This window comes from Chromobacterium sp. Beijing (genome assembly GCF_021496765.1).
Taxonomy (GTDB): domain Bacteria; phylum Pseudomonadota; class Gammaproteobacteria; order Burkholderiales; family Chromobacteriaceae; genus Chromobacterium.
Window position 1 is genome coordinate 1,284,032 of sequence record NZ_CP053750.1, and the last position, 19,476, is coordinate 1,303,507.

20 protein-coding genes and 2 pseudogenes are annotated in these 19,476 nt (G+C 63.3%); 10 read left to right on the forward strand and 12 right to left on the reverse strand.

The window, feature by feature from the left end; translation table 11 throughout:
* Nucleotides 1–28: 28 nt before the first annotated feature.
* On the reverse strand, nucleotides 29–928 hold the full coding sequence (locus tag HQN78_RS06145; protein ID WP_235088557.1) for a LysR family transcriptional regulator: 900 nt from the start codon (nucleotides 926–928) through the stop codon (nucleotides 29–31).
* A gap of 445 nt (nucleotides 929–1,373) precedes the next feature.
* On the opposite strand from HQN78_RS06145, the gene HQN78_RS06150 reads away from it, so the two are divergent.
* Genes HQN78_RS06150 through HQN78_RS06165 form a run of 4 tightly spaced genes read left to right on the forward strand, consistent with a single transcriptional unit; the run spans nucleotide 1,374 to nucleotide 4,880 of the window.
* The gene (locus HQN78_RS06150) at nucleotides 1,374–2,090 is read left to right on the forward strand and encodes an ABC transporter permease (RefSeq protein WP_107799045.1); all 717 of its coding nucleotides are present in this window, start codon (nucleotides 1,374–1,376) and stop codon (nucleotides 2,088–2,090) included.
* Between the two features lie 51 nt (nucleotides 2,091–2,141).
* Nucleotides 2,142–3,062, forward strand: coding sequence for a glycine betaine ABC transporter substrate-binding protein (locus HQN78_RS06155; RefSeq protein WP_227103200.1), 921 nt, complete (start codon nucleotides 2,142–2,144; stop codon nucleotides 3,060–3,062).
* Nucleotides 3,063–3,072: 10 nt separating this feature from the next.
* On the forward strand, nucleotides 3,073–3,732 hold the full coding sequence (locus tag HQN78_RS06160) for an ABC transporter permease (protein ID WP_107799047.1): 660 nt from the start codon (nucleotides 3,073–3,075) through the stop codon (nucleotides 3,730–3,732).
* On the forward strand, nucleotides 3,732–4,880 hold the full coding sequence (locus tag HQN78_RS06165; protein ID WP_107799048.1) for a betaine/proline/choline family ABC transporter ATP-binding protein: 1,149 nt from the start codon (nucleotides 3,732–3,734) through the stop codon (nucleotides 4,878–4,880). The genes HQN78_RS06160 and HQN78_RS06165 overlap by 1 nt, the downstream gene beginning before the upstream one ends.
* Nucleotides 4,881–4,898: 18 nt before the next feature.
* Here the strand turns inward: HQN78_RS06165 and HQN78_RS06170 are convergent, their stop codons facing one another.
* Nucleotides 4,899–5,135, reverse strand: coding sequence for a helix-turn-helix transcriptional regulator (locus HQN78_RS06170; protein ID WP_107799049.1), 237 nt, complete (start codon nucleotides 5,133–5,135; stop codon nucleotides 4,899–4,901).
* A gap of 430 nt (nucleotides 5,136–5,565) precedes the next feature.
* Here HQN78_RS06170 and HQN78_RS06175 point away from each other — a divergent pair, with 430 nt between their 5' ends.
* On the forward strand, nucleotides 5,566–6,114 hold the full coding sequence (locus tag HQN78_RS06175; RefSeq protein WP_107799050.1) for an NADAR family protein: 549 nt from the start codon (nucleotides 5,566–5,568) through the stop codon (nucleotides 6,112–6,114).
* 65 nt (nucleotides 6,115–6,179) lie between these two features.
* Here the strand turns inward: HQN78_RS06175 and HQN78_RS06180 are convergent, their stop codons facing one another.
* A complete protein-coding gene (locus HQN78_RS06180; protein ID WP_227108495.1) occupies nucleotides 6,180–7,187 on the reverse strand; it encodes a class 1 fructose-bisphosphatase in 1,008 nt (335 codons plus the stop codon).
* Nucleotides 7,188–7,387: 200 nt separating this feature from the next.
* Here HQN78_RS06180 and HQN78_RS06185 point away from each other — a divergent pair, with 200 nt between their 5' ends.
* Nucleotides 7,388–8,161 (forward strand): ABC transporter substrate-binding protein, encoded by a 774-nt coding sequence (locus HQN78_RS06185; RefSeq protein WP_235088558.1) that lies wholly within the window; start codon nucleotides 7,388–7,390, stop codon nucleotides 8,159–8,161.
* Between the two features lies 1 nt (nucleotide 8,162).
* On the opposite strand, the gene gcvA is transcribed toward HQN78_RS06185, so the two are convergent.
* Complete coding sequence (gcvA, locus tag HQN78_RS06190) at nucleotides 8,163–9,059, reverse strand: transcriptional regulator GcvA (RefSeq protein ID WP_235088560.1); 897 nt, start codon at nucleotides 9,057–9,059, stop codon at nucleotides 8,163–8,165.
* 215 nt (nucleotides 9,060–9,274) lie between these two features.
* Here gcvA and acnB point away from each other — a divergent pair.
* Nucleotides 9,275–11,859 (forward strand): annotated as a pseudogene (gene acnB / locus HQN78_RS06195) (bifunctional aconitate hydratase 2/2-methylisocitrate dehydratase).
* A 270-nt stretch (nucleotides 11,860–12,129) separates the two neighbouring features.
* On the opposite strand, the gene HQN78_RS06200 reads toward acnB, so the two are convergent.
* On the reverse strand, nucleotides 12,130–12,915 hold the full coding sequence (locus HQN78_RS06200; RefSeq protein WP_235088563.1) for a helix-turn-helix domain-containing protein: 786 nt from the start codon (nucleotides 12,913–12,915) through the stop codon (nucleotides 12,130–12,132).
* A gap of 143 nt (nucleotides 12,916–13,058) precedes the next feature.
* On the opposite strand from HQN78_RS06200, the gene HQN78_RS25780 reads away from it, so the two are divergent.
* The 3 genes from HQN78_RS25780 (at nucleotide 13,059) to HQN78_RS06215 (ending at nucleotide 14,322) form a co-directional block, all read left to right on the forward strand.
* Complete coding sequence (locus tag HQN78_RS25780; RefSeq protein ID WP_370646592.1) at nucleotides 13,059–13,637, forward strand: alpha/beta fold hydrolase; 579 nt, start codon at nucleotides 13,059–13,061, stop codon at nucleotides 13,635–13,637.
* Nucleotides 13,638–13,930: 293 nt separating this feature from the next.
* A complete protein-coding gene (locus tag HQN78_RS06210) occupies nucleotides 13,931–14,116 on the forward strand; it encodes a hypothetical protein (RefSeq protein WP_227108489.1) in 186 nt (61 codons plus the stop codon).
* Between the two features lie 8 nt (nucleotides 14,117–14,124).
* On the forward strand, nucleotides 14,125–14,322 hold the full coding sequence (locus HQN78_RS06215; protein WP_235088568.1) for a hypothetical protein: 198 nt from the start codon (nucleotides 14,125–14,127) through the stop codon (nucleotides 14,320–14,322).
* Between the two features lie 23 nt (nucleotides 14,323–14,345).
* Here the strand turns inward: HQN78_RS06215 and HQN78_RS06220 are convergent, their stop codons facing one another.
* The 7 genes and pseudogenes from HQN78_RS06220 to HQN78_RS06245 form a co-directional block, all read right to left on the reverse strand.
* Nucleotides 14,346–14,648, reverse strand: coding sequence for an MATE family efflux transporter (locus HQN78_RS06220; RefSeq protein WP_235088569.1), 303 nt, complete (start codon nucleotides 14,646–14,648; stop codon nucleotides 14,346–14,348).
* The gene (locus tag HQN78_RS06225; protein ID WP_235088570.1) at nucleotides 14,561–15,805 is read right to left on the reverse strand and encodes an MATE family efflux transporter; all 1,245 of its coding nucleotides are present in this window, start codon (nucleotides 15,803–15,805) and stop codon (nucleotides 14,561–14,563) included. Before HQN78_RS06225 ends, HQN78_RS06220 begins: the two co-directional genes overlap by 88 nt.
* Nucleotides 15,745–15,999 carry a hypothetical protein gene (locus HQN78_RS25785; RefSeq protein ID WP_370646593.1) on the reverse strand — a complete coding sequence of 85 codons (255 nt, stop codon included), beginning with the start codon at nucleotides 15,997–15,999 and terminating at the stop codon, nucleotides 15,745–15,747. Before HQN78_RS25785 ends, HQN78_RS06225 begins: the two co-directional genes overlap by 61 nt.
* Before the next feature lie 190 nt (nucleotides 16,000–16,189).
* Nucleotides 16,190–17,002: a hypothetical protein gene (locus HQN78_RS06230; protein ID WP_235088572.1), complete on the reverse strand. Its 813-nt coding sequence runs from the start codon at nucleotides 17,000–17,002 to the stop codon at nucleotides 16,190–16,192.
* Nucleotides 17,003–17,054: 52 nt separating this feature from the next.
* Nucleotides 17,055–17,624: a nucleoside 2-deoxyribosyltransferase gene (locus tag HQN78_RS06235; protein WP_227108485.1), complete on the reverse strand. Its 570-nt coding sequence runs from the start codon at nucleotides 17,622–17,624 to the stop codon at nucleotides 17,055–17,057.
* Between the two features lie 14 nt (nucleotides 17,625–17,638).
* Nucleotides 17,639–18,400, reverse strand: coding sequence for a creatininase family protein (locus HQN78_RS06240; RefSeq protein WP_227108484.1), 762 nt, complete (start codon nucleotides 18,398–18,400; stop codon nucleotides 17,639–17,641).
* Nucleotides 18,394–19,292: pseudogene (locus tag HQN78_RS06245) on the reverse strand (hypothetical protein). Before HQN78_RS06245 ends, HQN78_RS06240 begins: the two are co-directional and overlap by 7 nt.
* Nucleotides 19,293–19,476 lie beyond the last annotated feature (184 nt).

The following is a 19,476-nucleotide window of genomic DNA, read 5'->3' on the forward strand; positions in this document are numbered from 1 at the left end:
CTTGTGGGGGATGGCGATGTCGATGGCGTTAGCGCAGCTCGGGATGGCCGCGCAGCCGCTCCGCCATCAGTTCGATGAAGGCGCGGGTCTTGGCCGAGGCCAGCCGGCCTTCCTGATGCAGGATGTGGATGGGCTGGCTGGCGTCGTCGTATTCGGCCAGCAGCGGCAGCAGTTGGCCGGCGGCCAATTGCGGCGCCACTTGATAAGACAGCAGACGGGTGACGCCGAGTCCGGCCGCGGCGGCGGCGATGGCCGCCTCGTTGTTGCTGACGGTGAGCCGGGGTTTGAGGCGGACGCTCAGCGGCTTGCCGCCGTCGCTGAAGCGCCATTCGTGGCAGGAACCCACGCCGCGCGAGGCGATCAGCGCGTGGCGCTGCAAATCCGCCGGGGTGAGCGGAACGCCGCGCTCGGCGAGATAGGCCGGCGACGCGCAGACCACCCGCCGCACCTGGCCGACGCGCAGGGCGCGCAGATTGGAGTCCGGCAGTTCGCCGATGCGGATGGCCACGTCCACGCCTTCTTCCAGCAGATTGACCACCCGGTCCAGCAGCAAGGCGTCCACCGTCACCTCGGGATGGCGGCGCAGGTAGTCGTTGATGCCCGGCATCACGTAGCGCAAGCCGAACAAGGCCGGCGCGGTGACGGTCAGCAAACCGCGCGGCGGCGCCTTGCCGCCGGAGGCGGCTTCGTCCGCCTCGTCCGCGGAGGCGATCACCCGGCGCGCGTCCTCCAGATAACGCTGGCCGGCCTCGGTGACGCGCACATGGCGGGTGCTGCGGTTGAGCAGGCGGGCTTGCAGCCGCGTCTCCAGCGCCGCCACCGCGCGCGTCACCGCCGGCGGGGACATGCCCAGCTTGCGCGCCGCGCCGGCAAAGCTTTCCGCTTCCGCCACCGCGATGAATACGGTCATCAAGTGCAATCGATCCATGTTTTTTGCCGTGATTGTTGCAATGGGCGAAACAGAGCATTGTGGGCCGGGGGCGGGAAGGGGGCAAGTGGCCGTTGGGACGGCGCCGCGCGCGTTCCTTATAGGGCGGAGCGGCGGAGCGCGGCCGGCTTATCCATTTGGTTTGGCGTGAACGGAAAGAAATAAAGCGTTTTCAATGCCTTGTCCTTGTCTGTCAAGTGCGGCGAAGTACATTAGAAAATTTGCATGTTCGATACAAACAGTGTTATAACTTATTAGGTTTTTCATCAGGCGCACACCGCGCCACTCAAAATCGACGGTTTCGCGCCGTCGAGCCTCGCCTTAAACGCACCTCATGTCCGGCCCGCGCCGGACGTCTATTTACTGGCAGCTCTCTAGTTGTCGCGATCATTACAGCGGATCGCCGTGGCCTTGCCGGCCATTGCTTTCGCCAAGGAGGACGCAGATGCACAAAAGAGCGTTTAGCAAGCGCAGCATGATCGGGCTGATCCTGGTCGCCGTAGCGGCGGCGGGATTGATTTACGGTGTAAGCCCAGCCGTATGGACCGAGTACCGGGAAGATCTGATCTACCTGGGCCGGCAGCATCTCTATCTGGTGGGCGTCTCCATGGCGCTGGCTCTCGCCGTGGGCCTGCCCAGCGGCGTGCTGCTCAGCCGTCAGCGGCTGCGGGGCAGCGCCGAGCACTGGATGCAGATTTTCAATATCGGCAACACCCTGCCGCCCATGGCGGTGCTGGCGTTGGCGATGGCCTTGGTCGGCATCGGCGACGCGCCGGCCATCGTGGCGCTGTTCCTGGCGTCCTTGCTGCCCATCGTGCGCAATACCTACGCCGGCCTGGCCGGCCTGCAGCCGGCCTTGCTGGAGGCCGCCGACGCGCTGGGCATGACCCCGCGTCAACGGCTGTGGCGGGTGGAGCTGCCCAACGCCTTGCCGGTGATTCTGACCGGCGTGCGGGTGGCGCTGGCGCTGAACGTGGGCACCGCGCCGCTGGCCTTCTTGATCGGCGCCAGCAGCTACGGCGAACTGATCTTCCCCGGCATCTACCTGAACAACCACACCGCGCTGCTGCTGGGCGCCGGCGGCACCGCGCTGATCGCGCTGACGCTGGACCTGACGCTGGCCGGCCTGGGCCGCCTGGCCGCCGCCCGCGGCCTGGCCTGATTCGAACCCCCTTGTCGCCCGTTCCGGCGGGCGCTCGCACGGAGGACCCCTATGACAAAAGCACTTTCCTTTTCGCCCTGGCGTCGGCTGGCGCGCCGCGCGCTGACGCTGGCGGCCTTGCTGACCGCCGCGCCGGCCTTCGCCGCCGGCCTGGTGCTGGGCAGCAAGAACTTCACCGAACAGCATCTGCTGTCCGACATCACCACGCAGTACCTGGGCAGCAAGGGCTACCAGGTCACGCAAAAGCCGGACCTGGCGACGGTGATCCTGCGCAACGCGCTGGAAAACCGCCAGCTGGATCTGGTGTGGGATTACACCGGCACCGGCCTGATCATCCATCACGGCATCCAGAAGAAAATGAGCAACGAGGAGGCTTACGCCACGGTCAAGAAGCTGGACGAGCCCCTGGGGCTGATCTGGCTGAACCCGGCTCCGCTCAACAACACGTATGCGCTGGCGATGAAGCGCGTGCGCGCCGAAGCCGAGGGCGTGCGCACGCTGTCCGATCTGGCGCGGCGGGTCAATGAAAACAACGGTTCGTCCAAACGCTGGCAGCTGGGCTTCGACATGGAGTTCGCCGGGCGTCCGGACGGCCTCAAGCCGATGCAGCAGCTGTACGGCATGGAATTGAGCCGGCCGCAGATCCGCCAGATGGACCCGGGCCTGGTTTACAACGCCATCCGCGACGGCTTCGTCGACGCCGGCCTGGTCTACACCACCGACGGCCGCGTCAAAGGCTTCGACCTGGTGGTGCTGCAGGACGATATGGGCTATTTCCCGGCTTACGCCGCCACGCCGGTGGTGCGCCGCGACACGCTGGAACGCAACCCCGGCCTGGCCGAGGAACTGAACAAGCTGGCCGCGCTGCTGGACAACGACACCATGTCCGAGCTCAACGCCAAAGTGGACATCGAACACCGTCCGGTGAAGGAAGTCGCCAGCGAATTCCTGCGCCAGCGCGGCCTGATCTAAAGGAGGCCGCATGGAAACCCTATTGCAAACCTGCCAGTTCATCTGGCAAGACCTGCCGCAAATCGCCGCCTTGGCGGAACAACATCTGAGGCTGGTGGGCATCGCCGTCGGTTTGGCGGTGGTGCTGGGCGTGCCCCTGGGCGTGCTGATCGTCCGCTTTCAGGCGCTGGCCGGCCTGGTGCTGGGCCTGGCCACCGTGGTGCTGACCATTCCGGCCATCGCCTTGTTCGGCCTGATGGTGCCGCTGTTTTCCATGATCGGGCAGGGCATCGGCGCGGTGCCGGCCATTACCGCCGCCTTCCTGTACTCCCTGCTGCCCATCGTGCGCAACACCCACACCGCGCTGACCCATCTGGAGCCCGGCGTGAGAGAAGCCGGCCGCGGCCTGGGCCTGACCTTCTGGCAGCGCCTGCGCTGGGTGGAACTGCCGCTGGCCACGCCGCTGATCTTCGGCGGCATCCGCACCGCGGTGGTGCTGAACATCGGCGTGATGGCGATTGCCGCCATCGTCGGCGCCGGCGGCCTGGGCACTTTGATATTGCACGGCATCAGCCAGAGCGACATTCGCAAGCTGATCGCCGGCGCGGTGGCGGTGAGCGTGCTCGCCGTCGCGATGGATTGGTTGTTGCTGCGCGCTCAGCGCGCGCTGACCCCGAAAGGAATTCGTTGATGATTGAACTGCAAAATCTCTGCAAGCAATTTACCCAGAAAAACGGCCAGGTCTTCCAGGCGGTGGACAAGGTCAATCTGCACGTGCCGGAAGGCGAAATCTGCGTGCTGCTGGGCCCGTCCGGCTGTGGCAAGACCACCACCATGAAAATGATCAACCGCCTGATCGAGCCCACCTCGGGCAAGGTGCTGATCAACGGCGAGGACACCGCCGGCATAGACAGCGTGACGCTGCGCCGCCAGATCGGCTACGTGATCCAGCAGATCGGCCTGTTCCCCAATATGACCATCGAGGACAACATCACCGTGGTGCCTCGGATGCTGGGCTGGGACAAGAAGCGCTGCCGCGAGCGGGCGCGCGAACTGATGAGCATGGTGGCTCTGGACCCCAACCGCTTCTTGCAACGTTATCCGCGCGAGATGTCCGGCGGCCAGCAGCAGCGCATCGGCGTAATCCGCGCGCTGGCGGCCGACGCGCCGGTCTTGCTGATGGATGAGCCCTTCGGCGCGGTGGACCCGATCAACCGCGAACAGATCCAGAACGAGTTCCTGCAAATGCAGCGCCAACTGGGCAAGACCGTGATGCTGGTCAGCCACGATATCGACGAAGCGATCAAGCTGGGCGACCGCATCGCCGTATTCCGCCAGGGCCGCATGGTGCAGTGCGCCGGCTCCGACGAGATCCTGGCGCGTCCGGCGGACGATTTCGTCGCCAGCTTCGTCGGCCAGGACCGCACGCTCAAGCGTTTGCTGCTGGTGCAGGCCGGCGAGGTGGCGGATCAGCAGGAAACGCTGACCGCGCGGCTGGACACGCCGCTGGCGGCCGCTTACGGCCTGATGGACGACAACGACCTGATGCACCTGACCGTGGTGGACGCGGACGGACAGCCCTTGGGCTTTGTCCGGCGCCGCGACGCGCGCGGCGCGGACGGCGTGTGCGCGGACAAGATCAAGCCGGTGAGCGTGACCGCGGCGGCGGGCGAAAACCTGCGCGTGGTGCTGTCCCGCCTGTACGAGCACAATCTGACCTGGATGCCGGTGCTGGACGACGACGGCCGCTACAACGGCGAAGTGTCGCAAGACTACATCGCCGGCTATCTGAACTCGGGCCGCACCTCGACGCGCGGCGCGCGTCAGCCGGCGGGCTGAGGCGGGAAGGGCGGAGAGTCAGACCGATGGCTCTCCGTCGGCCGGGTCCGCTTCCGGCGAGTGGCTCAACAAATCTCCTGGCTGGCAGCCCAGCTGCCGGCACAGCGCGTCCAGCGTGTCCAGGCGCAGGCTCTTGACCTTGCCCAGCTTCAACAGCGACAGATTGTGCGGCGTGATGCCGATGGCCCGCGCCAGATCCTTGGATTTGATCTTGCGTTGCGCCAGCATGACGTCCAGCGTGATCACGATAGCCATGCCGGTCTCCCCAGGGTTTTTAATGTCTTTTCCAACAGCGGCTTACAGGCTTATGAGGGGAAACATACTCCGCTACGCCGTCCTGTGGCAATGCGGACGGTTGCGTCCGCGCTGAGTAGTTTTACCTATGGGCAAGCGGGGTGGACGGACCTATGTTGGTAGGGCGGTGTTGCGTATCCACTGCGCTCGCGATGCGGGCGGCGGCGGCGAAATCATCGCGACGCGGTAATTAATCATTGTTTTCGTCTGTTTGCATCGAAATCGGCGGACACACGCGCGGCCCGGCTTCGCGCCGCGCTTGTCGAACCCGGTTCCGGCTCCTTATAGTGATGGCCATGAAGATGTTCAGCGCCGCGGCGACAGCGGACAAAGAGGGGCTCTTGGCATTTTTTGCGGCATATGGCCGCGCAGGAAGTGGAGGACGCGGACCATGGCGATCCGGACAGTAAGCGAGTTGCGCAAGCGGGCTGCGGCCGGCGAAACGCTGGATTTTCTGTTTTTCTGGGGACACAGGCCCAAACACGAGGACGGCGTCTGCAAGAGCTGCCTGAGTCAGTGGTTTCCGGTGGGCTTCGAGCTGGACGGCGTGAGCTACGCCAGCGCCGAGCATTATATGATGGCGGAGAAAGCCCGCTTGTTCGAAGACGCGGAAACTCGGGGCAGGATACTGGCCGCGGCCACGCCGGCGGACGCCAAGGCCTTGGGTCGCCAGGTGCGCGGCTTTGATTCCGTCTTGTGGCAGCAGCGCTGTTGCGAGGTGGTGATGCGGGGCAATCTGGCCAAGTTCGAGCAAAACCCGGCGCTGGGCGATTTCCTGCGCGGCACCGGCGACGCCATTCTGGTGGAGGCCAGCCCGGTGGACTGCATCTGGGGCATAGGCTGGGCCGAGGACGACCCGCAGGCCAGTCTGCCGGATATGTGGGACGGCAGCAATCTGCTGGGCTTCGCCCTGATGGAAGTGCGCGAACGCCTGCGTTAGCGCCTGCGGACGACATTAAAAAAACCCTGCCGGTTTCGGCAGGGTTTTTTGTTGGGCGGAGCCGCTTACTGCTGCTCGGCGTGGTAGGCGGTGACGCGTTCCACTTCTTCCTTGGAGCCGAGGAAAACCGCCACCCGCTCGTGCAGCTTCTGCGGCTGGATGTCCATGATGCGCTGATGGCCGTTGGTGGCGGCGCCGCCGGCCTGTTCCACCACGAAGGCCATCGGATTGCCTTCGTACATCAGCCGCAGCTTGCCGGCCTGGTCCGGGGTGCGCGCGTCGCGCGGATACATGAAGATGCCGCCGCGGGTCAGGATGCGATGCACCTCGGCCACCATGGACGCCACCCAGCGCATATTGAAATCGCGGCCGCGCGGACCGGTGCTGCCGGCCAGCAGTTCGTCGACATAGCGTTTCACCGGCGCATCCCAGTGGCGCATATTGGACATATTGATGGCGAACTCGCCGGTGCTTTCCGGCACCTTCATGTCCGGGTGGGTCAGCACGAAAGAGCCTTGTTCGCGGTCCAGCGTGAAGCCGTGGACGCCGCTGCCGAAGGTCAGCACCAGCAGGGTTTGCGGGCCGTACACGGTGTAGCCGGCGGCCACTTGCTCGGTGCCCGGCTGCAGGAAGGCGCCCTCGGTGGCGTGGTCAATGCCTTGCGGGCAGCGCAGGATGGAGAAAATGGTGCCCACCGAGATGTTGACGTCGATATTGGATGAGCCGTCCAGCGGATCGAACATCAACAGGTACTCGCCCTTCGGGTATTCGCCGGGGATGTGGTAAGGCAGCTCCATTTCCTCGGAGGCCATCGCCGCCAGGCTGCCGCCCCATTCATTGGCGTCCAGCAGGTAATCGTTGGCGATCACGTCCAGCTTCTTCTGCGCCTCGCCCTGGATATTGCCGGTGCCGGCTTCGCCCAGCACGTCGGCCAGCGCCCCCTTGTTCACCGAATAGCTGATGGCCTTGCAGGCGCGGCCTACGGTTTCGATCAGCAGGCGCAACTCAGGCGGCAGCGTGCCGGCCTTGCGTTGCTGTTCGATCAAAAAGCGGGAGAGGGTGATGCGGCTCATGGCAATCCTTAGCTTTGGGTGGGTGCGCGAAACAAATGCTCGATATGCCGGCATGAGCCGGCTTGACCGCCACATTATAACGGATAAGCGAGTTGCGGTCGTCATGCCCCCGGGCGCGCGCGGGCGGGCGGAAATCGCAGGCAGGCGGCGCGTGGAACGGCTATGAATAAAATCGGGTTCACGCGGTACGGGGAAAGACCATGGCTAAGGGTTTATTGACGCTGTTATTGCTGCTGGCGGCCTGGCAGGCGCGGGCCATCACCATCTACACCGAAGACTGGCCGCCCATCACATTCCAGCACAACGGCGTGCCGGACGGCATGGCGGTGGAAGTGGTGCGCGAGATCCAGACGCGCATGCACGACAACAGCGCCATCGACGTGGTGCCCTGGGCGCGAGGCTATAAAGAGCTGCTGACCACGCCCGGAGTGATGCTGTTCACCGTGGGGCGCAACGACACCCGGGAAAAGCAGATGACGCTGCTGGGCCCCATCGCCATCTCGCAGACCGTGCTGCTGGCGCGCAAGGGCGAGGCGGCCGGCCTGCTGGCGCTGGGCAACGGCATTTATCACCGGCCGGTGGGCGCTTACCGCGGCAGCATCTTCGCCGACGCGGCGATCGCGGCCGGCTTCATCGAGGTGGATCTGGCGCCTACCCCGCAGATCACCGCGCAGAAGCTGCTGGTCGGCCGCTACGATATGTGGTCGGAAGGCGGCTTCGTCGTGGCCTCGGTGCTGAAAGACATCCACCAGCCGCCGGAAGCGGTGGAAGTGGTGCGGGTGCTGGAAACGCTGGAACTCTACCTGGCGTTTTCGCGCGGCACCTCGGCGGCGGAAGTGAAGCGCTGGCAGACCGCCTTCGCCGCCGTCAAGAAAGACGGCAGCTTCAAGCGCATCTACAACAAATGGCTGCCGCGCGACGCGGCGCCGATGGAGCTCAAGCTGATTGGCCTGCCCCCCGGTTCCGCGCGTTGATTCAGGCGGCCGCGTCCGGGCGGACGGCCTCGCCCTCCAGCCAGCGGCAGAAGGCCGCGACGGCGGCGTCCTCCGCCGCCGCACGCGGCGCCACCCAGCAGTAGTCGCGCACCGTGGCCACCGGCGCCGGCAACGGCGACAGCAGCACGCCGGCGTCTATCTGCGCCTGCGCCATCGGCATCGGCCCCAGCACCACGCCCAGGCCGTCCATCGCCGCCTGCAAGGCCAGCGAGAAACTGTCGAAATGCATGGCGCTGGCCGGCTTCAGCTCCGGCACCCCGGCCAGGGTCAGCCAGCGCTGCCAGGCGGTGGGGCGGGTGTCCGCGTAGAGCAGGGTATGCCGCGCCAGATCCGCCGGGCTGGCGATGGGCGCGGCGGCCAGCAGCGCCGGACCGCACAGCGGCAGCTCCCATTCCTTCAGAAAGGGCTTGGCGATGTGGCCGGGCCAATCGCCGGGGCCGCGGCGGATGGCGATGTCGAACGGACTGTCCAGCCGGCTGATGTCGCGGTCCGAGGTGGCCAGATGCAGCTCCAGCTCTGGAAACTGCTCGCGAAAACGGCTCAGCCGCGGCAGCAGCCAGTGCATGGCGAAGGTGGGCGTGGAATTGATGCTGATCCGGCGGCGGCGGTCCGCCTGCAGCAGCTGGGAGGTGGCGTTGGCGATCAGATCCAGGCCGTCCTGCACCTGCACCAGATAGCGCCAGCCGGGATCGGTCAGCTTGACTCTGCCGCCGCTGCGCTCGAACAGCGGCACGCTCAGCCAATCCTCCAGCTGCTTGATCTGCTTGCTCACAGCCCCGTGGGTGACGAAGAGTTCGCCGGCGGCGGCGGAAAAGCTCTCCAGCCGGGCCGCTGCCTCAAAAATACGCAGGGTGTTGAGAGGGGGGTAAGTGCTCATGCTGTGATTTTAACTCACAATCTATGTTGCGATAACTCGTTTGAAAGCGGACGGCTAACAGCGTAATCTTCAGGCATGAAATCAAGGCCGCCGCCCGGCGTTGCGGCGCGGTCTTGATGGCCGCAGCCATAGCCTTACCTCATTGTCCCGCAGCGTCGGAGTCCCGGCCTTGCCGGGGACGCTGCCAACAACCCAAGCCATAAAGGTCAAAAGTCATGCTGGAAGCTTACCGTCAACACGTGGCCGAGCGCGCCGCGCTGGGCATTCCGCCGCTGCCGCTGTCCGCCAAGCAGGTGGAAGCGCTGGTGGAACTGCTGAAAAACCCGCCCAAGGGCGAGGAAAGCACCCTGGTCGAACTGATCACCCATCGCGTGCCGCCGGGCGTGGACGACGCCGCCAAGGTCAAGGCTTCCTTCCTGGCCGCCGTGGCCGAGGGCGACGCCCAATCCCCGCTGATCTCCCGCGAGCTGGCCACTCAGCTGCTGGGCACCATGCTGGGCGGCTACAACATCAAGCCGCTGATCGACCTGCTGGACGATGCCGCCGTGGCGCAGATCGCCGCCGACGGCCTGAAGAAAACCCTGCTGATGTTCGACGCCTTCCACGACGTGAAGGAGAAAATGGACAAGGGCAACGCCCACGCCAAGCAGGTGGTGGAATCCTGGGCCAACGCGGAATGGTTCACCAGCCGTCCGGCGGTGGCCGATAAAATCACCGTCACCGTGTTCAAGGTCACCGGCGAAACCAATACCGACGACCTGTCCCCGGCGCCGGACGCCTGGAGCCGCCCGGACATCCCGCTGCATTACCTCGCCATGCTGAAAAACGCCCGTCCCGGCATCACCCCGGAAGAAGACGGCAAGCGCGGCCCGATGCAGTTCATCGAAGACCTGAAGCAAAAAGGCCATCTGGTCGCCTACGTCGGCGATGTCGTCGGTACCGGCTCCAGCCGCAAATCCGCCACCAACAGCGTGATCTGGGGCACCGGCGAAGACATTCCTTACGTGCCCAACAAGCGCTTCGGCGGCGTGTGCCTGGGCGGCAAGATCGCCCCATCTTCTTCAACACCCAGGAAGACTCCGGCGCGCTGCCGATCGAAGTGGACGTGTCCAAGATGGACATGGGCGATGTGATCGACATCTATCCGTATGAAGGCAAGATCGAGAAGGCCGGCCAGAAGATCGCCGACTTCGCGCTCAAGTCCGAGGTGATCCTGGACGAAGTGCGCGCCGGCGGCCGCATCAACCTGATCATCGGCCGCGGTTTGACCGGCAAGGCGCGCGAAGCGCTGGGCCTGCCGGCGTCCACGGAATTCCGCCTGCCCAAATCCCCGGTGGATTCCGGCAAGGGCTTCAGCCTGGCGCAAAAAATGGTCGGCCGCGCCTGTGGCCTGCCGGAAGGCCAGGGCGTGCGCCCGGGCACCTACTGCGAACCGAAGATGACCACCGTCGGCTCCCAGGACACCACCGGCCCGATGACCCGCGACGAACTGAAAGACCTGGCTTGCCTGGGCTTCTCCGCCGATCTGGTGATGCAGTCCTTCTGCCACACCGCCGCTTATCCCAAGCCGGTGGACGTGAAGATGCACAAGGAACTGCCGGCCTTCATCTCCACCCGCGGCGGCGTGTCGCTGCGCCCGGGCGACGGCGTGATCCACAGCTGGCTGAACCGCCTGCTGCTGCCGGACACCGTGGGCACCGGCGGCGACAGCCACACCCGTTTCCCGATCGGCATCTCCTTCCCGGCCGGCTCCGGCCTGGTGGCCTTCGCCGCCGCCACCGGCGTGATGCCGCTGGACATGCCTGAATCGGTGCTGGTGCGCTTCAAGGGCAAGATGCAGCCGGGCGTGACCCTGCGCGATCTGGTCAACGCCATTCCGCTGTACGCGATCAAGCAAGGCCTGCTGACCGTGGCCAAGGCCGGCAAGAAAAACGCCTTCTCCGGCCGCATCCTGGAAATCGAAGGCTTGCCGGATCTGAAGGTGGAGCAAGCGTTTGAGCTGTCCGACGCTTCCGCCGAGCGTTCCGCCGCCGGTTGCACCGTGCATCTGGACAAAGCGCCGATCATCGAATACATGACCTCCAACATCACCCTGATGAAGACCATGATCGCCAACGGCTATCAGGACGCGCGCACGCTGGAGCGCCGCATCAAGGCGATGGAGGCCTGGATCGCCAATCCGCAGCTGCTGAAGGGCGACGCCGACGCGGAATACGCGGCGGTGATCGAGATCGATCTGGCCGATATCCACGAGCCCATCGTGGCCTGCCCGAACGACCCGGACGATGTGAAAACCCTGTCCGACGTGGCCGGCGCCAAGATCGACGAAGTGTTCATCGGTTCTTGCATGACCAATATCGGCCACTTCCGCGCCGCTTCCAAGCTGCTGGAAGGCAAGCGCGACATCCCGGTGAAACTGTGGGTGGCGCCGCCGACCAAGATGGACGCCGAACAGCTGACCGCGGAAGGCCATTACGGCACCTTCGGCACCGCCGGCGCGCGGATGGAAATGCCGGGCTGCTCGCTGTGCATGGGCAACCAGGCGCAGGTGAAGGAGGGCGCCACCGTGATGTCCACCTCCACCCGCAACTTCCCCAACCGTCTGGGCAAGAACTCCAACGTCTACCTGGGTTCCGCCGAATTGGCCGCGATCTGCTCCCGTCTGGGCCGCATCCCGACCAAGGAGGAATACATGGCCGACATCGGCGTGCTCAACCAGAAGGCCGGCGAAGTGTACCGTTACATGAACTTCAACGAGATCGCCGACTACCAGGAACTGGCCGATACCGTGAAGGTGTAAGCCAGGCGATGGTTTGACGCCAGAGCCTTGGAGAGACGCCCGGGGAATGCCCCCAGGCCTAGCCCAAGCCAATACCCCGCGCCAGCGGGGTATTTTTTTGGCGGCAGCCATTCAAGAAAGCGTCTCAGAGCCTGTTCAAAGTCTCGCGAGCCAGAGCGAGACAAGGTGAAAACGGCTGAGAAAGCGGAATGTACGCGTGGTACATGAGCATTTCGAAGCGGTACTCACCGTGCCACGCCTCACGAGGCGCAGCAGACTTTGAACGGGTTCTCAGACCGGCCGGCGCGTCTCCAAATACTGAGTAGGCGTTTCGCCGAGCACACGGCGGAAGGCTGAGGAAAAGGCGCTGGGGCTGGCATAGCCCAGGTCCAGCGCAACCCGCGTCATCGCTTGACCGGCGCTCAAGCGCTCGATGGCGGCGAGCAGGCAAACCTGCTGACGCCACTCGGCGAAACTCACCCCGGTCTGGGCGCGGAACTGCCGGGTGAAGGTGCGCCGGCTCATTCCCGCGTCGATGGCCACCGCATCCGGATCGACGCCTATCGATGGCGCATCAAACAGCCGCTGGCAGGCCCGAGCGAGTCGAGGGTCCGCGGGCAAAGGCGCATACAGCGACAGACGCGGCATCGATGCGATTTCCGCCACCAGCAGGCTCATCAGCTTGCCGTCACGGCCATCCCGGTCATATAGGGCGGGCAGATCGACAGCCTCCTCAAGCAATTGCCGCAACAGGGGGGAGACGCCATAGACGCCGCACCGCGGTGGCATGCCCGCAATTGCTGGCTCTTCGCGCGACACAAAAGCATTGAGCATGGTCACTGGCCCGCTCATCGTCATGGCATGGCTCATGTCGGCGGGCAGCCAGCAAGCGCGCCGCGGCGGCACGAGCCAGCGGCCTTCGGGTGTGGCCACGCTGATGGCGCCGCTAGAGGCGAAGGCAAACTGCCCGCGGCGATGCGCATGCGCTGGAAACAGGGTGCCGGCCGCGTAATCGTTGGCGGTCACCACCACGCCGCGCGGGATGTTTTCGTAAGGATCAAGCAAGGTGTTTCTCATGGCCCAAGCCCTACAGTAAATGGCTTTTGATAGAAAGCGGGCCGATTCCGGCTGGTTTAGGATGCGTTATCGCCGTGCCTGCACGGCGCAATGGCGCCAGCGGCGGCACCCGTCGCGGCGAATATGCACATACCGGAGGCGATATGCCCAATACCTTTCTCCGCGTGGGGAATGGCCCTCACCCTGTCATCGTGCTGCATGGCTGGTTCGGCGATGCGCACTCGTTCAAGCCGATAGAGCCATGGCTATCTGGCCAGCGTTTCAGCTACATCTTCATGGATTGCCGCGGCTATGGCGGCATGCGGGAAGCGCGGGGCGCCTACACCATGGACGAAATCGCCGCCGACGCGCTGGCGCTGGCGGATGCGCTTGGCTATCCGGCTTTTAGCCTGATCGGCCATTCGATGGGAGGCATGGCGAGCGAAAGGATCGCGACACTGGCCCGGAGCTCGTGCTGTCCATGCTTGCCGTGGCGCCGGTGCCTTGCGGCGGCATGGTTTACGATGCCGCGACGCGGCGTTTGCTCGAAGACGCCGCGGAACATGTGGACAGCCGCAAAACCATCATCAATCGCAGCACCGGCGGCCGGCTGCCGTCGTCCTGGGTCGAATGGAAGGCGGCCTATTCGGCGTCGCGCTCCTCCCGGCAAGCATTCGCCGCCTATCTACGCGCGTGGGCCGACACCGATTTCAGCGAGCAGATCAGCGGCCGGCATCCGGTGAAAGTCTTGGTGGGGGAGCATGATCCCACGTTCAATGCCCGGCTGATGGCGGACACCTATCTACGCCGCTCGCGCTGGCGGCGGCGATCGAGTCTTTCCTTGAACCCATCCGTGTGAGCAGCAAGCCGGAGCGGACGGCGCCCCCGTGCCAGCAGGCGGCCGCCTGCCGCTGAGGCGCGCATCGCTTCGGGGCGGCAGTTTTGGTGCGGCATGGCCTGAAATGCATGCCGGCCGAGCGTGCTAAAATGCCGCCCTTTATCCGATGGCGAATGCTTTTGAGCAAGGAGGCGCTTGGTGGAATTTCTGGTGAACCTGGTCATGGCCGTTGTGGTGACGGCTTATCCCTTGTGGCGCATCTTCAAGCGGGTCGGCTTGCCGCCTTATTATGCGCTGGTAGTGGTGGTGCCGGTTTTGGGCATGCTGGTAGCGCTGTGGATTCTGGCAAGGTCGAAATGGCCGGCGTTTGAAGGAGTCAAGTGATGGCGATAATGGGGATCATTCTGCTCTTGATCGCGGCGATCACGATTCTGACGGTGGTGCTGTCCGGAATCGTGATGTCGAGGATGGGGTATTCAAGATGGGCCGGCCTGCTTTTCGCGTTTCCCTTTTTCGGCATCGTCGCGCTTTGGTTCATGGCCTTTTCCCAATGGCCGCGGGAAATGAATGTACCGAAGAAAGATCAATAAGCGCGGATGTTTGCGCGCCGTCTTTATCTGCGCGCGGATAAGGCCTGGGGTGGAGTCCATGCGCCTAGCCGGCACGCCAGCGCCAGCGCCGCCAGGCTGAGCCCCGCGGCCAGCCCATACCAGAGGCCGACGCCGCCCAGCCCTCCCTGGGTGGCCAGCATCCAGCCGCCGCCTATGCCTATCAGCCAATAGCCAATGCTGGCAATCCACATTGGCGCCAGCGTGTCGCGCAAGCCTTTCAGACTGCGCGACAAGATGATTTGAGCGGCATCCGCCAGCAAGAACCAGGCAAGAATGCCCAGCAGGATTTGGGCGTATCGCAACACCTCGGCCGCCTCGGCCTTGGCGGTATCGATGAAGATGCCGGCAATCCAGCCCGGCCCCACCAGCAAAGCGCGGCCAAGGGCGCGGTCAGCGCGCTGATTAAGAGCAGGGCGCTCCAGGCCAGCCGGCGGCCGCCGCACACATCGCCCCGCGCCGCCTTGGCGGCCAGTTGCACGGTGAGTAAATCGCCTATTCCCAGCGCCAGGATGATGAAAAGATCGCCAACGTAGATGGCTATGGTGGTGGCGGCCATGAAGGCCACGCCGAAGTAGCCCGCCAGCAGCGTCACCACGCCGAACAAGCTGCTTTCGAACAAGCCAACAGCGAAGGAGGGCAGGCCGATGCGGAGCAGGTCGCGGCAGGTTTGTCTGTCCAGCCCCGACAGCGAGCGCCAGCGAAAGCGGTAGCCGAGTCGATGCCGGCAGTGGCGAGCAATGGCGAACAACATCGCCCAACTGGCCAAGGCGGTTCCTATCGCCGCGCCGGGCAGACCAAGGGTGGGCAGGCCGAGCGCTCCGAAAACCAGTCCATAATTGAGCGCGGCATTCAGCAGCACGCCGCCCAGGCTGACGACGAAGATCACCCGGTTCGCGCCCAGCGCCGAAACATAGGCGCGGTAGACGCTGAAACCCAGCATGGCGGGAATGCTCCAGCCGGCGATGGCAAGGTATTGCGCGCACAAGGCGACCACGGCCGGGTCCTGGCCGGCCAGCCGGAACGCCGCCGGCAGCAGCAAGGCGGCGGCAATCAGCGCCGGGGACAGGGCGAGGCAGGCCCATAGACTGAGATCGAGCGCCGCCTGGGTACCGGCGTGATCACCGCGCGCATGGGCCTCGGAAACGAAGATGCACCCGGTCGAGACCAAGGCCATGCCGCCAAATATCAATGGAAACAGCGTGCCGATGGAAAGACCTATCGCCGCCAGCTCCGTGTTCCCGAGATGGCCGACGAAGGCCGCATCGGTAAGCGTCATCGCCACTTCGGCCAGATAGAAGCTGATCACCGGCAGCGAGCCCTTGAGCAAGCGGCGCTGCAAAAGCAGAGATCGCCGCACATGGCGGGCTGGCGAGCGGGAGAGGCCGGGCATTGGCGGTGCTTTTAAGCGCTTTGGCGCTGCATATCGGCCACCATTGCCTGTGCCCGTTGCGGATCGAGCCAATCCCTGCGGGCATCCGGGCTGAGCGCGTGCAGCGGATCCGGATATAGGAAGAGGCGGCCCGCTTTCACTGCAGGGGCGGTAAACGTGGATAGGCCGGAGTAACGATCATAGCGCTCATAACTATGAATAAGGCGCTTGCCGCCACCACCTGGGGCGTCGACGACAAATGCGGGCATATTGTAACCCGCAGTCAAACCCTCACTGCTTTTTCCAGCTGGCAGGCCGTTGCCAAGTCAACTCGCATGTCTTCAATGCCGGGAACCGGGTCGCATAGGTACACATAATATGGATGTATGTGCAAATCCCCCAGATGTTTGATGAGAAGACCAAGCACGCTTGCATCGTCATTGACTCCGCGTAGCAGGACGGATTGATTTCGTACCATCACGCCTTTGGCAAATAGAAGATTGGCCGCGGACAATACGGAAGGCGTGATTTCAATAGGGTGATTGAAGTGGGTTTGCAGGGAGACTTCCACGCCTTGGCGCCGGCCTCATCGCTTACCACGGTTAAGGCATCGGTCCAGGCGTGATCCCGGGTGATCTTCATCGGCAATACAGAGAGCCCTTTTGAAGCAAAGCGGATGCGCCGAATGGATGGGATGGAGAGGAGACCTCTTCCTATTTCTAGTAATTGGCTGGCTTTGAGCCGGGCGCAATCTCCTCCCGATACGACAACATCCACAATGCGTGGGGTCATGCGCAGATGGGACAGGATGGACTGCCATCGATGCGATATGGATTGGGCGCGAATCTTGATGACTGAACTGGTATCTACGCCGACATTGTAGCTGCGGGTGCAGAATCGACAGTAAACCGGGCAGCGATCCGTCACCAGCAACAAGGCTCGGTCCGGATAACGATGGACCAAGCCTGCCACGGGGGAGTCTGCTGTTTCATCCAAGGCATCAAGCGACTGCAACGGGTGCGATGCAGTCATTTCCGAGGCGAGGGGTAAAAACTGTCTACGGATAGGATCATGTTCCATATCTTGCCAATTAATCAGATCAAGCAGATAGGGGTTGATACGAACAGACATCGATGCTTGGTGCAGGCCGGCAATCATGTCGTCTAGCGCCGATGGGCGCAAGATCTCATCCAGCACCTCTCGCAGCTGTTCTGGCCGGGTAATGGTATGGCGCTCCTGCCAGAGAGGGTCGTCGAAGTGTATGTCCTTGACTAATTGATGTAGACGCATGGTAGGGTCGCCTCCAATGGCAATGAAGGAAAAACCTGGCCGGCCGTTTCGTTCAAAGGGCGGGATTTCTCATCAAGTGGCTGGGGCCCATGTCCTGATCTGCCGGCAGCAGTTGTGCCTGGATCTCCTCTTGTAAGATTTGCGGTTTATGTACGATACCGCCAAGGTCAAGTATCTTGACAGGAGCGACGCACGCCAGCCCTTTGACAAGATGGGACAGCTGGGCATGGCTGTGCGACTGGGCAAGAATCAATATCGGTTTCTTGAGGGCGGAGGCCCAGCCAAGCTCGATATGGGTGCCATCTGTCCGGATCAGTTGGCTCTGGCTGTCGCAAGGCAAGATGGCGATGAAGAGTGAACATTGCACCATCCAGTCATAGTCGCGCAGCACCACCTCGGTAGGCGAGTAGTTGTGGCTATCTTGCCCAAAGCGCTCGGCAAGGTGAGCAGAAAGCAAGTGCAGCCTCATCCCATGAATGGCGTCATGGACGGCCTTGATCGGTGATGCCGCTTCCGCCGTCATTCCCTCTTTTTTCAGCGCATGTTGAATGGGGCCGCCAACGAAGACAGAAACGCCCTCCGTACTAGCGGGTGAAATGTGCGGTGCTATCGAGTGATTCATCCCAGTCTCCATGGCTATGCCGTTTGATGGGTGGCGTGTTTGAGCACTTGTTCCACCACGTGCTCGAACAAGGCTTTGCCCAGCTCCATTGAGGAGCCCAAAGTGGAAGACAAGACCCCGTTGTTGCTGGTCATGTTGGGATCTGCAGGGTGGGAGTAGAGGCCGGGGAGCGGAGGGGTGTCATGGATGGGGCGTTCTACCCTGACGACATCGGGACGCAGGTAAAGCATCAGGCTCGTTTCTGTCAGTCCGGCATGTTCGGCATGCCAGCCGGGGAAGCGGGGGCCAATGTATTGGCAGATCCAATCAGCTTGTACCAGGCTCCACCAGCTGAAGGCGGAAACTCGGATATGCGTTAACTGGCCAGCCTGACGACAGTGGTCTATCGCCTCGAATAGGAAAGCCTCGTTCTCGTAGTGCCCATTGATTATCAGCAGATGCGAGCATTCCAGTTGGGCCAGGCCGGTGATGATTTCCTGCAGATAATCGATGAGGGTGGAGCCGGTCAGGTACAGCGTTCCCGGATAGAACAGGCCGCCGCCACTTTGTGGCAATGACCGGGCGCCAAAAGCCTGCGCGGGAGCAAGGTAAGCATTGTCCAGGCGCGTGGCGACGGCCTCACAGAGGGCCGCCGCGATGTCAAGATCGACGGATAAAGGCAGGTGTGGCCCATGCTGCTCTATGCTTCCCACCCCCCAGACCACGGTGGAATGTTTCACCATGGCGGGGAGTTCAGCGCTGGTCAGGTCTGCCAAGTGGCGAGCGTTAATCAGCATGTCTGCTCCTCCAAATACAAGCTGCTGCCTATCAATTGAGAGAGTGGGATCTGCCGTTCGGCCAACAGCTGGGTGATTCCTGTCGATATTTGCGCGACAGAATGGTTTTTGGTCTGCAACACAGAGTAAATCTGGACCGCATTCGCGCCTATGCATAAGTACTCGATGGCGTCGCTTGACGACATCACGCCTCCCGACCCAAAGATGGGTATGGAGACTCCGGTTTTGCGCAGCTCATAAATGGCGGCTTGCACCAGTGGGCGGATGCCTGGCCCGAGTAACCGTATGCGCCTCCCAGGCGGATTTGCGATGTGCGGGGGTCCACGGCGAGTCCAAGAACCGTGTCGCTCAAGGTAATCGCATTCGCCCCAGCGCTGATGGCGGCGTCGACGCGCTGCCGGAGCGTGCTGCTGATGGCTAGTTTTACGCTGAAAGGTAGCTTAACGGCTCTTCTTACCGCTAGCGCATAGTCGAAAACCCGCTTGGGGGTATCCATCAACTTCTCAGCCTCGTTAAGGCAGGAAATACCGAGCTCCAGAGCTTGGCAGCCGGTTGTCGCAATGGCCGCGGCCAACGATGCGAGTTCGCCAGGCGAGTCGGCATGGATGGAAGCCATGACCGGTGCATTATCCGCTGCTAGGCGGGAGAGAATGGTTATCCACCCGCTGACGGGGCGCTGGGAATAGGTCGTGCTATTCAACCAGCCGCTTGGAATGGCAATCACTTTTTCATCATTGTCTTTGGGCGGCTTGGGGTGAATGGTCTTGGTGACGACGGCGCCCGCGCCCGCGCGCAGGAAACGCCGGATATTGCGCTCATTGTCGGTGATGGGACCAGACCCGACAATCAAAGGAGATAGCAGTGGCAGGCCACAGACTTGGTAAGCAGTCATGGGACTTTCCTTCTAATCTATTGTCGTGATCGCGCGCCTTACTGAGCGTGGGGTTCGTTCAAAATCGGCCGCGCTTCGTGAGTCATCGCACGGTGACTGCCGTAGGTGAAATGCTATGTGCCGTCCAGTGGGAACCCCAGTTGTTGCAGAGCTGCCAGGGCGGTTTGTTTCAAGGACAAGACCG